The organism is Dyadobacter ginsengisoli DSM 21015, from assembly GCF_059568735.1.
Genome location: NZ_JCANTY010000002.1, coordinates 887067 through 902045 on the forward strand (window position 1 = coordinate 887067; position 14979 = coordinate 902045).

Consider the following 14979-nt stretch of genomic DNA (forward strand, 5'->3'; position numbering starts at 1 on the left):
GTTTTAACGACCGCGGCCCTCATTCTGAACTGGCTAGAATTTGCTGATAATGGAATATAACCCTTTGTAGAAGTTGGCATTCAAATATGATACGTCAACATCATCGACAGAGCCGTCCATATTCAAATCCTCCTTAGCGTATTGATCCATCACACCTCCATGGAATGCATCCAGCATCAGGTCCCGATCCTCAACGGAAAGGGCATCGGTGGCGTTCAAATCGCCTGCCGGCATACACCAGGTTCCTTTCACAGAGATCATCTGCGCAGGTGCAGAGCCGTCATTATAGGCCTGTCCCTCTGCATCTGTGAAATTATAGATCACATCCCCGGTAGCGAAGGAATTGATTACATTGGTCATAATCGGTAAGTGATTCCGGTGTCTTACTACGATGTGGATTGGTTGTAGTTGCGGTTTGAAGCCAAGTTGTGCCGATCCGTTTAATCCCTGAACGTGACCATCCGGTTCCAGCAAACCCACGTTTTCATCCAATAGAACCGATGGATCCGCCGCACTTCGTATTTCGACTTTTATCCAATCAACTAAAAGGGGAAATGCGCTATTAGGGCGCGTTCCGCCCATCCCATATGGATCTGTCAACGGTAGAAGACCGGACTGGTGTAAGTTCGTGTGCATATCAGCCGAATTGGCATCGATCGCACCTTGAAGTTTCACCCGAAGATTTACAAAAACCTTACACTCATTGATTGTGACTATTACCTTCGCTGTTGAATTGTCGGTATTATAACAGTCATTCGCAGCATCGTAGAGAAAAAGATAGTAGGTTCCAGCGGGAACATGGTTCGGATTAGCAACTAGATTGCCTGGCGTATGATTGGGATCGGTGAACCACTGATGAATTGTGTTCGCCGGAGGACCACTTACTATCAATGTGTTGATATCAACACCATCAGAGGGGCAGACATTCGACGCACCGCTACCAGTCAACGGGACCTGTGTAGAAGGTGCATTACAAATTTTCGGACAAGGACTCGTAATTGTCACTACGACTGACGAGGTAGACCATCCAGTATTATAGCAATCGCCATTGATATCATGCAAGAATGCATAGTAAGTTCCGCTTACACCTACTGCAAATGGATTGGCGACTTTGGAACCAAAGCGATAAGCATTGTTATACCACACTACTTCTAGACCTCCGGGAATTATCCCGCCAATCACAGAATTCAAATTGACGGTCAGAGAATGCGGACAATTATTGGCAAGTGCGTTATTTGTGAGGGTCACCTGTTTGGATCCTGTTGCAGCACAAGGCGTACAATCCACAATGATTACTTCTACCGTAGCTGTCGAGTTATCGGTATTGAAGCATCCTGTTGTGCTGTTGAACAAAAAAGCATAATAGGTTCCCATTGTACTAACATTGGCCAGGACAAGCGTACCATTAGCATGATTAGGTGTGCTATAAAAGACTACCTCGTAGCCGGATGGCGCACTGCCGCTATACGCAGAATATAGGTTTACGGTCTGGGAAGGACAAGCGTTGACAAGCGTATCGGTATCTAATTGAACTTGAGTCGCATTGATACCGGAAACGATAACCTGAGCCGTCGAAATGGCAGCATTATAGCAGTTCGCAGCCGGATCGTATACAAACGCATAATAGGTCCCCACAATTACGGCTGTCGGATCCGCAACTTTGGTATTTACGTCGTGATAGGAAGTTGTGAACCATTCGACTGAAGTACCAGGTTGAAAATTGTTATTGCTGGCGATTAAATTATTCAGATTGGCTGTTTGCCCGCATGATAGGACGACACTGTTTGAAGTCAGTTTTACCTGCTCATTACCCGCCTTGCAACATGGCGTATTAATGATCACACTCAAAGAGTTGGTTGCCGTAATTGTGCTGTAACATTGGGAAGTTGTATTGTACAAAAACGGATAATAAGTCCCGCTTTGTGAACCAGCAATCAATGGATCAAGTTGTGGGCCCGAATGATCAGCATTGTCGAACCATCTTACGACATGTCCCGTGGGTAGGGGAGAAACGACATATGACCCCAGCGTAACTTTGGTTTCCGGACAGGCATTGGTCGCCACGGTCGTTGTTAATTTGACTTGCGGATTATCTCCTACCTTAACTGCGGACTTGCTCACTTGCCGGTTGTAACACTCATAAACAGGATTGTATTGAAATACATAGTATGTACCCTTTTGTACATTGGACTGATCTGCTGCTGCTACTTCTGTCCCCGGTAACATCCCCGAGGTCGTAAACCATTTGTTTTCAATTCCGGCTGGCGGAACGTTAACCAGTGTGTTCAAATTAAAGCCTGTACTGGGACATAAAATGTCTACATCCGTCTGGCTAATAGGCACATCTCCCGTCACCGTTGAAGCACATGGGAAAGGATAGTTGTTTATATCGAAATTGACATATCCAATCTGGCCCTGATCCATTTGCCCCGCAGATAACTTAAACACCAGCGTGCTGGCCATCGCTGTAAAAGTAAATGTTCTGGTAATCCAGGTATTATAGGGAGTAGGCTGAAATCCAAACACCGTCTCTTGCTCCCCAACCAGTACCGAAGGTTGCCCGGGCGTACTGATGGTCACCTTGGCTGACTTCCCAAACGTCGATGATGACAACCGAGAAGACAGGACAGCATATACAAAAGTATAAGACTGACCTTGCTTAAATCCACTCACAGTAGTTGAAATAGCCTCCTGAATATCCCCCTGAACGTTGTTCTGACTATACAAGGAAACAAAATGGTGCGTGATATTACCTAGATTATGCGAATATTCGGAGGGAGGATCCGGCAGTGGGGTGGGTTGCCCTAGGTTATTCGTCCAGGTTCCCTGGATCTGTCCCCAATAGGTTGGGCTCGACACAGCGGGTTGATAGCTGGGATCTGCTTTGGAATATCCCTCGGGTACACAGTTACTACATAGTTCATCCGCAGTAGGCGGAAATGTCGGCTGTGCGTAAAGCCTGGTAAATGCTAGCAGCACAAGCAGGAACAGGATGAATTTCAATTTAATAAAAAGTGTGTTCATAATTGAATTGATTAATTAAGTAAAAGTGTGTCCGAATCATACTTAGAAATCCATTAAGCCACCTGATTGCCTAATGCGCCGCAAATATTTCTTTTACTTAGAGGAGGATGCCCGATTAACCGATTAAATGCGAGAGCTCTTCACAAATATTCTGTTATTGATCGTTTTCTTGTAATCCGATGACCCAGAGGCAACCGGCCGATGATTCTGCGGTATTTCATCCGCGCCATTTCTGCGAATGCTGATTTTCAGTCAGCGGCAAAAAGCTACGAACCTGAATATCCCCGACTCTAAACCCAATCAAAAACACAGGGCCCGCAAGTGTTTGCGGGCCCTTATAAGGGACAGGACGTCCTTTGAAGAAAAGAAAGAAACTTGCGAGAAAACAATGCAGGCTAATTTTCCCGCACGTACCTGGTTTTGCTATCGGTACACGCCTGAGTCGAGAGACTGTCACCTTGTAATGTAAGCTGCCATTGCGGACACACGCCGCACAGCACCAGGTAGCAATTTGGGCCAGCCGGCGGCGCAGCACCAATGGTTTTGATTTCAAACGTGTTGCCATTCAAAAGATAGGACGATGGCGGACAGCACGAGCTTTGTCCCAGTTCGTCGAGCAGAATCCCGTCATAGCGGAATTGGATGAAACGACTGTTTTCCTTTGATACTACATCCTTGACTACCGTATCGCCACGGATGTATTCGTATTCCACCAGCCGCCATTTCCCGACCAGGTCTTTCAATTCCGGTAAGGGTTCGGGGTCCTTTTTGTCTTTGCAATCTACCAGGGCGAAAGCCATCAGAAATAACAGCAGATATCTGTTCATAAGTCAATGTTTTTTACCTAAGAGTCATGCAGTACCTTGATCGTTGGAAGCTGACGGCGCAAAAATCTTGCAAAAACTATTATCAACTTTTAATACACAAAAAAGCACCCCACTTTTGTCGTCCAAACCGCTGTTTATTGACAAACAAAACTACCCGAATTTGAATTCTTTTTTTCCCCGCCTGCAAGGATATTGGCATGATATGCTGGGTAACAGGGACGCTTTCACATTACAAAGCCGCATATACCATTTTGCTTGCATCGCCACCATTGTGGTTATGCTGTATGTGCTGATTTTCAGCATTGCCGTTGGCATGAGACCCTATGCCCTCATCACAACGGCACTAATCCCGCTTCAGGTCTCCCTCTATTATCTGTCTCGGGTGAAGCGCCGAACTGCCTTGTCGTCCAGTATTTACTCTCTGCTTTTCCATTGCTTTTTCGTTGTAAGTTATCGGCTGACCTCGGGTATAACCGGTTCTACCCTGCTTTCCTTCTGCCTTGTTTATTTTCTTTCTCTCGCCATCGCTTCACGCCGGCAATATGCGATTCTGACGTTGGTCAATCTGGGTTTCGTAGGAACGTTGCTCGTCTTGGAGTATAACGATCCTGCGTTCATACTCGGCGACTATACAGATCGAAAGGAGCATTTTATTGACATTGCATCAACTTATACGGTCAATATCGTATTATTCCTGATCGGGTTGGGCTTCATTATCAGGAATTATAGTAAGGAAAAAGAGAGAGCCGAGGAAAGAGCCATGATGCTCGATGAGTTGAACGAAGAAAAGGCCAGACTGATCTCCGTCATTTCTCACGACTATCATACACCGCTTGTATCCCTGAAGAAATACCTGGACATCATAGAAAATTATGACATAACACCCGATGAGCGGCGGATGCTCGAAAGTGAAATACGCCAATCTATTGTCAATACCCAGAACCTGCTGATGAATTTGCTCGATATGACAAAATCCGATATCCAGCGATCCGGCCTCAGCAGGTACTTCGACATCCAGGACGCCATCGGAAACACCCTGCATGTCTATAGTGACATTGCCAGGGCCAAAGGACAGCAATTCAACATCTCGCTGCCAGAAGATCTCCGGCTGCGGGGGAATCCTCACCTGTTTACGATCGTTATCAGAAACCTGATCAACAATGCAGTCAAGTTTTCAAAAGCGGGTTCGACCATCAACCTGACCTATGAGTTGCAACAAGGTCGGCTTCATGTTTTTTGCATTGCCGACAGCGGACCTGGGATCCCGGAGGCTGCCCAGAGAGAAATCATCGAAAGTTGGAAAAATCCATCCAGAAATACCTCACGCTCCGGCGGCCTGGGACTGGCATTATCAAAAAAATACACCGAAGCCTTCGGAGGGGAGCTCACATTTATAACCAGTGAAGGCCACGGCACATCTTTTTACGTCAAAATTCCATTGGCTTAACAGAGCAGCATTCTAACATGCAAACTGTGTTGTTTACCGAAATCTACTGCCATTACAGAGAGTCAAGGGTTGAAATAATGGCATTGATCAGCCCTTTATCAATATGGTTCGCGTCTCCGGAAGCATCGATCACCCGATACGCACGATCCTCATCTTTTTCGAAGATCAGTTTACGCCCCTCAACCTGGATATGCAGCTGATAGGTATAGCCTAATGTGACCAGTTCAAGAGGAAATTCGTGCGTAATACCAAGGTAAGAAACGGGGAGTAAAATGGATTCAGTCATGCACAAAAATAACCCGAAATAGCGATTTGGCCAATTTCTGCCTCTGCTAACCGGGCCAATGCCTTCACCATCAACGCGAGAATTTCCTGGAACCTGCCACACACGCGATAACGCCCGCCGTAATTCCCCACATGCCTGCGCTCACCTGCTCGTGAAGCAGGGAAGCTGCCAGCACAAAACCAAAAAATGGTTGCAACAACTGTAATTGCCCAACAGCAGCGATACCCCCCTGGGCCAGTCCGCGATACCAGAATACAAAACCAAGAAACATGCTGAAAAACGACACATAACCCAGACCTATCCAGCCGGAAGCACCCACTTCCGACAAATCAGATGGCAGAAGAATCCAGGTGAGCGGCGCCATAACCGGCAGCGAGAGTACCAAAGCCCAGGAAATCACCTGCCAGCCGCCCAGCATCTTGGAAAGCCGGGCTCCTTCCGCATACCCCAGCCCACAAAGCAGGATCGCCAGCAACATCAGAACGTCGCCAACGGGTGATGCCGAAATGCCCTGCATCGCGGCGTACCCCGCGACGAGTAAACTGCCCGCCAGAGAAAATATCCAAAACGCCGGTCTTGGCCGCTCGCTCCCGCGAAACACGCCGAAGATCGCTGTCGAAAGGGGTAACATACCTGTGAAAACAATGGAATGTGCCGACGTAATATATTGTAATGCCAATGCGCTCAGCAGCGGGAAGCCAATCACCACCCCAAGTGCAACAATCGCCAAAGGCAGAAGCTGGTTCCGCGTGGGCCGCTTTTCCCGGAAGATCAGCAACACGCCAATAGCCAACGTACCGGCGATCGTCGCCCGGGCAACCGTCAGAAAGATGGGCGACATGTCGGCCACAGCCGCCCTCGTAGCCGGAAGCGAGCCACTAAAGATTAAAACGCCGATGAATCCGTTGATCCATCCACCGGTAGCATTTCCCGGGAGCTTGTAAGAAATTGATTGATCACTCATATTGAACGATTACTTTATGGCCCAAAATTAGAGAAGATATCAAGACGACCACAGTATCAGTTTTGAACAAAGTAATGGATACAGTTATATTTGCATGATGGGGAAAAATTTTCTGTATAACGACATCGCTAATAACATTGCCGGTCAGATCAGGACCGGTGTTCTGAAGGCGGGTGACCGGCTACCCTCGGTGAGAATGCTTTGCCAACAGCACAGCGTAGGTATGAATACGGCCAAAAGGGTATTCCTGGAACTGGAAGCACAGTCCTTGATCCACTCCAAACCGCAATCGGGTTACTTTGTTAGTCAGCCGGCGTACCTGAAACTTCCGCTTCCGGCAGCCAGCAGGCCTTCGCCCGTAGCACACCATCAGGAACCGAACGAATTGATCAGCAGGGTTTATGCCAACATGGGACGGAATGATCTCACGCTTTTTTCCATTGCGGCTGCCTCCGGCGATCTTTTACCAAAGGCAAAACTGAAAAAGGAAATAATGCTCGCCATGCAGGGATTGGGGGCCGGCGGTACCGAGTATGAATCCGTGCAGGGAAATGCCAAACTCAGGAGAATGATCGCCGTGCGATCCCTCTCCTGGGGCGGAAATCTAACGGAAGACGACCTGGTTACTACTACGGGAGGCATGAACGCATTGTCCTTCTGCCTGATGGCATTGACCAAACCCGGCGACACAGTGGCGATCGAAAGCCCCTGTTATCCCGGTATTCTGCAACTGATTGTCAGCCTAGGCCTCAAAGTGCTGGAACTGGCGACGCACCCGGTTACCGGAGTAGACACCGACGCCCTGACGCGGGCCATTCCCACTATCAACGTCTGCCTGCTGGTCCCAAACTTCAATACCCCGCTGGGCAGTTGCGTTCCTGACAACACCAAAGAGAAAATCGTGACGCTCTTGTCTCAACACAACATTCCCATCATCGAGGACGATATTTATGGTGACCTCTACTTTGGTACGCGACGTCCCAAATGCTGCAAAACATTCGATCAGGAAGGGAATGTACTCTGGTGCGGGTCCGTCTCCAAAACACTGGCGCCGGGATTTCGGGTGGGCTGGATCGCGCCCGGCAAATACAAGGATCAGATCCTGAAACTAAAACTGGTGCATGCCATTTCAGCTACTTCGCTCGTTCATGAAGCGGTTGGGAATTTCCTTCAGACAGGGCGGTACGAAAACCATCTTCGCCAGCTCCGCCGCACTTTGCAGAACAATTATCAGCATTATGCCAGGGCCATCACCGACTATTTCCCTGAGGGCACCAGAACCAGCCGGCCACAGGGCGGGCTGGCGCTCTGGGTGGAATTCGGAAAGAACATCGACACTGCGGAACTGTATGAGCTTGCCATGAAGAAGTCCATCAGCATAGCGCCCGGCCGCATGTTCACGTTGCAAAATCAGTTCCAAAATTGCATGAGGCTATGCATCGGACTGCCATGGAGCGAGGAACTCGATTTTAAATTGAAACAACTCGGGGATCTTGCGAAAACACTGCATGAACGCGCTGCACCGCAGGTCGCTTCAAATCCCGATTAGCGCAAAATTGATATCTTAAACCCGAAACCATCATGAAAAACGTCGTCTCTATGCGTTTAACACTTGCCTGCCTTTTACTTGTCGCTTTTCAAACCATTGCCCAACAACTACCCAAACGGCCTGTGATTACCTACCGTAACCCGGTCATTGCGGGGGATTTTGCCGACCCTTCGGTGATACTTGTCGGTGATACCTATTACGCAGCGGGCACTTCGTCGGAATGGGGGCCTGCTTATCCTGTTTATACATCCAAAAACCTGGTAGAATGGGAATATGTAGGTCCGGTGTTTGAAAAATTGCCGCCTTGGACGGTCGGCAGCTACTGGGCGCCCGAGTTGTTTTTCCGGAATGGCACTTTTTACGTGTATTACACAGCCAGACGCAGATCCGATCAAAAATCCTTCATCGGCGTGGCAAGTACTACCGACCTCCGTAAAGGTTTCAAAGATCACGGCTTATTGCTGGAATGGACCAATGAGGCGATCGATGCTTATGTGCTCGAAGACAATGGTAAACTATATCTCACCTGGAAAGCATATGGTCTCGACAAGGGTAAGGGAATCGAAATTCTGGGAGCAGAGCTCAGCGCCGACGGTCTGAAAGTGACCGGAAAGGCGTTTCCGATGATCAAAGCCGATGCTGGCAACTGGGAAGATGGCGGGGCGGAAGGCCAGGCGATTTTCAAAAGAGGAAAATACTGGTATATGCTTTACTCAGGCAATGCGTGCTGTGGCGTCAATTGCAATTATCAGGTAGGTCTCGCACGCGCGGAAAAAATCCGGGGTCCCTGGGAAAAGTACACCGGTAATCCGGTACTGTTTGGAGATGAAACATGGAAATGCCCCGGGCACGGTACGGTGGTCGTTACCCCCGACAAACGTTACTTTTACTTACACCATGCATACAATACAGCTGGTTTCAACTTCCTCGGGCGGCAAGGCGTGCTGAGCGAACTGGTTTGGGAGCCCGCTTCACAGTGGCCGTCGTTCCGGTATGGAAAAGCCACACCGATCCAGGCTGAGGCCCCGCTCTCTGCTACATCCATCTCCAATCCAGACCTTTATGCCAACTACGAGCGCGATACATTACGTCTGCCCTGGGTCTTCGACGCCCGTTTCAAGAAACCAGACTATATTATCGAAAGAAGCGCCCTCCGCATTTCGAACGACAATCCGGCCCTGACCGGCAATTTTCTGGGACTCGTGGCGAAAAAAGGCAGCTATACCTTTTCGGCCGAAATGACGGCATCGCCCGATCTTGCCCAGCATATCATTCTGTATGGAGACGCTGATAATGCCATCGGACTGGGTGTCAAAGGGCATACCATCGAGTTGTGGACTTTAAAGGAGGGCAAAAAGGAAACTGTGAAAACCCAGGAGATTCCCGACAGATACCAGGACGTAGAGCTGCAGGTAAAAACCAGGTTCGGACAATTCTTTGAGTTCAGCTGGAACGTTGCCAGGCATAAAATCGATTCGCTCGCAACGCCTGTCCACATGGAAGCGCCATGGCTCCCCCGCTGGGACCGCGCACCACGTATAGGTGTAAATGTATCGGGAAATGGCGCCGGGACAGGCCAGATCAAGTCTATCCGGTTGAAATACGAATGAGTGTATTCAGCTATTGTCCAGGACTGTGATAAAACACCTATAAAGCGCTGGTATCCGGCCACGAGCCGACCCGGAAGTACAAACGGATCTTCACGTGCAGAATGAAGAAAAGGAACCCGGAGAAAGATGCGATGGGCATAAAAATCTGCCATGAATGCGGCTTTGCAAAGAACTACTTTGCGGAAACCGCTGTCCCGACCAGCGAACAATGCGCCCTCTTCCCGGTGATAAAAGATGAAGACCTCGCCGACCTTATCAAGCAAGCTGCTGTTCGACAGCTCATTCCCGGCATTGTCTCCTACATCGGCCCCCGTCAAAGAAATCCCGGCGGGCGGCATCACAACTCTCTCGACCGATTTCAGGTTCATGGGAAAAACCATGGCACAACTGATCGACACAAAGGCGATCTGCACAGTCGGAAATCCCTGGCAGCTGAATACAAGACGGTCGTCGTAAGGAGCTCCATTGCCAAACTCTTTGCAGCTTCAATGCACCTTTACAACCTTTCGGGGTGGCTATTCTTATTTCAAATTTCAAGATGTCCAACAAAAATTAACGCAAATTTAATTCAATAACGATACGTTAATTTTAGACATTTCTGCAAAAAATATTTAATTAAAAACGAATACAATAGAAGTCTCTTTTACCAGTTATATCGATAGTAACCCTTCTAGAAAAATACTATTATTTTTGATAATAGCATAACAAAAAACATCATATTTTAATCATCCATAAAGTAATTCGTTTGTAGATCTTTCTCGACAAATGACGGCAACTCCCTATGCCTATTTTAAATTAGGATTAGCATTAAATTAATATTCAGCATTCCTTAAATCAATTCTTTCATTTCAAAAAAACGACGCTATGCCTGTTCAAGAGTTTGATTCGATCAGAAAAATAAGTACGCTTCCATTGGACGCCAACTCCATGAAGTCAGACGGAACACCTTACACATCGGTTACGGAGGCGCACAACAGTGTCCCCGCGGGACATATCGCAGTGGGTGACATCCGCATCGTCAATTCCGGCAGCGGCATTCGCGAATTCTGGTATAAGGGCGGAACAGCGCTGGTGAATCTGGTAAAAAAATATCCTGACAGCGGATTCGGTGAAACATTCAGCGATATTATTCTGCAAAACAGACAGGCGGGCTGGGGACCATCGATCGTCAGCACGGCGTCCAGCGCCGAAGCCAACGGAGGCGATGTCGACGCGCTTCATAAGACGATTACAATTGGATCGGGAGCAGGAACAGGGATCGGCACCTACCTCATGAAATCGTTCTCCAGTGGCGATTTTGCCGGATATGAGGTAGGAGACGCTATAAAAATCCGCCTTTTGCTAACGGAGAACTCTCCCGTCCTCATCGGGAACATTACCTCCGTAACATTGACCTCCGGAGGCACCAACGTCCCGCTGGCACCCGAGGATGTGGTCACCAGACCCTATCCGGAAGATAATCTCAAAGTGGAAATCATCATTTCCTACGTGCTCCGGGCGGCTAGCGAAGCCCTTGCCGTCAAGCTGTCTATTGTGGGCAGTACACCTCCGATCACCACGCTGCGAATTGTAAGCTGGGAATCGTTGAATGTGATGAACGAAACGCAAAGCTACATAGCCGCTACGAACATCGTGGACCAGGCTGTCCGGAATTTTGAAAAGCTGTACCCATTTTTTGAGCGAAGTGCCGTGATATCCATGGCGGATACCAATGTAGCGGTCGACAACCGTGCCAAGTTACAGGACGAGTTCGAAAATGCCCGCCAGAAAAGTGGTGTGATCATATTACCCAATGGCACCATAACCGTGAGTGATACGCTCAATATCAATGGCGGACTTTATATTAAAGGACGTGAGAATACGGTCTTTAACCCCACAACCACAGTAGCCAATAAATCACTATTTAACGTAAATACTGCGGATACCATCCAATGCGAAAGCTTCACAATCCATCGTGGAAATAGCAACACCTCGCTTACCAGCTTTAAATTCAATTCAACATTTATAAGCAAAGAGAGTATATTCAAGCGGATTGTATTTTCCAACATGGTCAATGGTTTGTTTTTAGATTATGCGGATGGATTTGTCATCGAAGAATGTTTATTCCTGGGTGGTGAAAAAGGATTGATCCTCGGCAATGTTGCACCAGGCTCCGTGAAGAATATAACCGTACGCAATTGCAGATTTGAAGGCAATTCGATTAATGGCATATCATCCCAGTCAGGAAATGATCTGAGGATCACCAACAATATTTTCAGGGTCGGATCTAACGGCCATATCGCAAGGTGCATTTCCATCATTCCCGCAGGAGGGGTAAGCGGAACTCCCGTCACTTTCGAAAACACGGTGATTGGGGATAATGTGTTCGAATCCTTTACCCAACATGCCATCCGGGTAGCAGCTTCCGCAGATTCCAGACTATCCAGTCTGCAAATCAGCGGCAATTTCTTCCGTGATGAATCTACGGCTACCGATTGTTCCCCGATCAATGTAAATGGAGTTCTGACAACCGACTCCACGCCTGTGTACAGCTTAAATTGTGTAAACATTGCCAACAACCAGGTCAGGAACAAAAACAGGGCGGTGTGGGTCGAAAAAGCTTCCAACCTATTAGTATCCGGCAACCTGCTGGTAAAGGACGGAAGTTACGCCGGTGCACAAGGACTTTACATCGATTCATGCCCCGATCCGAAAGTCACCAGCGGAAATGTCATCTCCGGGCAGATTGTAGCCGATCATATCACTTTCTAGACGCAAATCACTTCCACTATGCCTGTCACCATCACTACCACGTCGTCGGTCGTACCCGATGACTATATCAATAACAAGGCGAATGCGATTTATCCCGTCTTTGTGGACAATCTGCCATATAGTTCATGGGTTTCTGAACATGTCATGGACAATTCACCCGATCATCCGGAAAAAGACCATTTTCAACTGAAAGCTACCGGGGCCACCACATTCACATGGTCGCTCGTTTCAGGCAGTCTCCCAACCGGGCTGACACTGGCAACAAATGGAAAAATTTCCGGAACGCCGGTAGAGGAAGGACTTTTTAATTTCAGGGTTAAAGTAGTAACAGATGCCGGCAACGCAGAGAAAGACCTTTCCGTTACCGCATTCCCGGAACGATCCCGCTGGCTACGAGACGCCCGTTTGGGTGTCACCGTTCACTGGGGTAGGTTTACGGATCCTCAAATCAAAACACTTCCACCATCCGGGATTACAGATTTTCAAGACCGGGTAGATCAGCTGGATCCCATCGCATGGGCCACGCAATTTGGTCAGTGGGGTGCTGGCTTTATCGAGTTTTCCGGAATTTGGCAGGACAGTTTCCGCAACTGGAATTCTCAGACTGCCACCAGGTATCAATTACATGTTGATTCAAGCCATGACTACCTTAGCCAGATCGTAACAGCATTTCATAATGCTAACCTAAAGGTACTGTCTTATTTCCCGCCGGATTACAATGGCAATATCATCGATAGCAAAGATCCTGTCGTCAGGTATTCCCTGACCGATGGGGATGCCAACGGAAACTGGGGGGGACCTAACCTGGGCTTTGTCCGAGAACTTGTTGTGGACAAAAAATTGGACGGCCTATGGATCGATATCGGTGGAGCTTCAGATGTATATCCGCCCGTCGCGATAAATCCCGGTTGGTTTTACTGGACAAGTGTGTTGCCGGTCATCCGATATAACAATCCCTTCTTCATTTTTGGTGTTAATCCGGGTGTCAGGGACTCTGTTTTGAAAGTAAAGAAAGGTAGTACACAAGTGAGGTATCCTTATGCCGACTTCGTTATCTATGAGAGTCTGCAAACAGATTCCACAAGTGCAACACTTCTGGAAACCGCGACTCCCCTGCTTTCAAAGAAAAAAATGGCGGTTTACGTCTCCAACCAGATCAGTAATCGCTTCGCCTGGGGACCACTCGCACCAAGCGCGCCGATCAAAAATACACAGGGGACACTCGATAATATCGCCAAAAACTGGGAAGCCGGAGCGACTGTTTCGGTGGCTTTGCCTGTGCAGAAGAGCGGCTTTTTGCTCCACGAGCATTATCAGCCTATCATGACTGCCATCGGGCAGTACGTTACGGATAATAAGGCTTTCAGTGCCGACCTGAAAATCGAGTACGTCGATGGAAAAGTAGTCATTACCTCGCCGGTACCTGCCCGGATATTCTACACTTTGGATGGCAGCAATCCCGACACCACCAGGCACATTTACTCTGGCCCTATTGCCTTGACACATAACACCAAAATCAAGGCGCGAACCAAAGAGGTCGGAAAATTCATCGGATTTGTAAAAGAGCTCTATGTTGAGTCGTTTCCTAATCCCAATTATGGCTGGAAGCTATTCAACGGCACGACAGGCGACGTGACCAAGAAGGAGGTTGCCGGAAAGCCTTACTACCGCGGGATGCAATTCACCGTAGGCAGTTCGCCCATTGTCCTGACAGCCGTAGGCAGAAAATCGTCGGGTACGATAAGCGGTCCTCACGACATCATCATCAAGCGGTATTTTGACGAATATCCGGTCTACTCAGGCTCGATCAAGCCCTCGGACACGGAAGATGATGGCTACCGTTACAGCAACACTGCAGAAATCCGCCTGGAAGCAGGAATGACGTACGTGGTTTGCATCCAGGAAAATGACGTGGACGACTATAAATCCAACGCTTTTGGTTCTGTTCCGTTCAGCCAGGATATACGGATTACCGCTCCCTTCATTCTGAGCATTAACGGAGATTTCTTCCCTATTCCGACCGATAAGATCGGACAGCTGATCAATCTTAAATATCGCGTCATAGAATCCGAGCGAAGTACCAATTTTGCCTTGGGTAAGCCAGCAGTCTTTATGAGCAACAACACGCCCACCTATGAGCTGGGAGCTTCGTCGCTGTATTTTGCCAGCAACGCGACCAACGGCAACCCGGAAGCGTGGGCGCGCGCGGGCGGTGAATATGCATACACATTGGAAGTCGACCTGATGACGGCAGTACGGATCGACCGCATCGAGATCCTGTTCAGAGAGGAGGCTTTCGCTACTCAGTTCGTTGTGCAGACGTCCATGGACAAAATCGCAAAAACAACGATAGCCGAGCGAAAAGACAACAATCAAAAGGCCATTACAATCACTTTTGAACCGGTTGTAGCCCAATATATCCATATCAAGGCATTGCAACCCAGTGCGCAGAATCAGCCCGGAGGCCAAATGGCCATTGCCGATCTCGGCGTTTTCTGTGACAATCCATCATTTAACTGAT

At 48.4% G+C, this 14979-nt stretch carries 10 protein-coding genes; 6 read left to right on the top strand and 4 right to left on the bottom strand.

Going from position 1 to position 14979, the window contains the following annotated elements:
- Nucleotides 1-33 precede the first annotated feature (33 nt).
- A complete protein-coding gene (locus tag BP71_RS09935; protein ID WP_496378624.1) occupies nt 34-3024 on the bottom strand; it encodes a hypothetical protein in 2991 nt (996 codons plus the stop codon).
- A 395-nt stretch (nt 3025-3419) separates the two neighbouring features.
- On the bottom strand, nt 3420-3851 hold the full coding sequence (locus BP71_RS09940; protein ID WP_496378626.1) for a hypothetical protein: 432 nt from the start codon (nt 3849-3851) through the stop codon (nt 3420-3422).
- 160 nt (nt 3852-4011) lie between these two features.
- Here BP71_RS09940 and BP71_RS09945 point away from each other — a divergent pair, with 160 nt between their 5' ends.
- Nucleotides 4012-5298 (top strand): sensor histidine kinase, encoded by a 1287-nt coding sequence (locus tag BP71_RS09945; protein WP_496378628.1) that lies wholly within the window; start codon nt 4012-4014, stop codon nt 5296-5298.
- A 52-nt stretch (nt 5299-5350) separates the two neighbouring features.
- Here BP71_RS09945 and BP71_RS09950 read toward each other — a convergent pair whose 3' ends face one another.
- Both BP71_RS09950 and BP71_RS09955 read right to left on the bottom strand, forming a co-directional pair.
- Nucleotides 5351-5584, bottom strand: coding sequence for a hypothetical protein (locus BP71_RS09950; RefSeq protein ID WP_496378630.1), 234 nt, complete (start codon nt 5582-5584; stop codon nt 5351-5353).
- A gap of 70 nt (nt 5585-5654) precedes the next feature.
- Nucleotides 5655-6548: a DMT family transporter gene (locus BP71_RS09955; protein WP_496378632.1), complete on the bottom strand. Its 894-nt coding sequence runs from the start codon at nt 6546-6548 to the stop codon at nt 5655-5657.
- 94 nt (nt 6549-6642) lie between these two features.
- On the opposite strand from BP71_RS09955, the gene BP71_RS09960 reads away from it, so the two are divergent.
- From BP71_RS09960 to BP71_RS09980, 5 genes are all read left to right on the top strand, one after another.
- Nucleotides 6643-8097 (top strand): aminotransferase-like domain-containing protein, encoded by a 1455-nt coding sequence (locus tag BP71_RS09960; protein ID WP_496378634.1) that lies wholly within the window; start codon nt 6643-6645, stop codon nt 8095-8097.
- Nucleotides 8098-8129: 32 nt separating this feature from the next.
- Entirely contained in the window at nt 8130-9707 is a 1578-nt protein-coding gene (locus BP71_RS09965) for a glycoside hydrolase family 43 protein (protein ID WP_496378636.1), read from the top strand.
- A 101-nt stretch (nt 9708-9808) separates the two neighbouring features.
- Entirely contained in the window at nt 9809-10282 is a 474-nt protein-coding gene (locus tag BP71_RS09970; RefSeq protein ID WP_496378638.1) for a hypothetical protein, read from the top strand.
- Between the two features lie 289 nt (nt 10283-10571).
- Nucleotides 10572-12458, top strand: a complete 1887-nt coding sequence (locus BP71_RS09975) for a right-handed parallel beta-helix repeat-containing protein (protein WP_496378640.1) — start codon at nt 10572-10574, stop codon at nt 12456-12458.
- A gap of 18 nt (nt 12459-12476) precedes the next feature.
- Nucleotides 12477-14978: a discoidin domain-containing protein gene (locus BP71_RS09980; RefSeq protein ID WP_496378642.1), complete on the top strand. Its 2502-nt coding sequence runs from the start codon at nt 12477-12479 to the stop codon at nt 14976-14978.
- Nucleotide 14979: the final 1 nt, after the last annotated feature.

Excerpts from the sequence above, each read along its gene's own strand:
- BP71_RS09980 (WP_496378642.1), top strand. The coding sequence starts at position 12,477 with ATGCCTGTCACCATCACTACCACGTCGTCGGTCGTACCCGATGACTAT.
- BP71_RS09975 (WP_496378640.1), top strand. The coding sequence starts at position 10,572 with ATGCCTGTTCAAGAGTTTGATTCGATCAGAAAAATAAGTACGCTTCCA.
- BP71_RS09940 (WP_496378626.1), bottom strand. The coding sequence starts at position 3,851 with ATGAACAGATATCTGCTGTTATTTCTGATGGCTTTCGCCCTGGTAGAT.
- BP71_RS09955 (WP_496378632.1), bottom strand. The coding sequence starts at position 6,548 with ATGAGTGATCAATCAATTTCTTACAAGCTCCCGGGAAATGCTACCGGT.
- BP71_RS09950 (WP_496378630.1), bottom strand. The coding sequence starts at position 5,584 with ATGACTGAATCCATTTTACTCCCCGTTTCTTACCTTGGTATTACGCAC.
- BP71_RS09970 (WP_496378638.1), top strand. The coding sequence starts at position 9,809 with ATGAAGAAAAGGAACCCGGAGAAAGATGCGATGGGCATAAAAATCTGC.
- BP71_RS09935 (WP_496378624.1), bottom strand. The coding sequence starts at position 3,024 with ATGAACACACTTTTTATTAAATTGAAATTCATCCTGTTCCTGCTTGTG.
- BP71_RS09960 (WP_496378634.1), top strand. The coding sequence starts at position 6,643 with ATGATGGGGAAAAATTTTCTGTATAACGACATCGCTAATAACATTGCC.
- BP71_RS09965 (WP_496378636.1), top strand. The coding sequence starts at position 8,130 with ATGAAAAACGTCGTCTCTATGCGTTTAACACTTGCCTGCCTTTTACTT.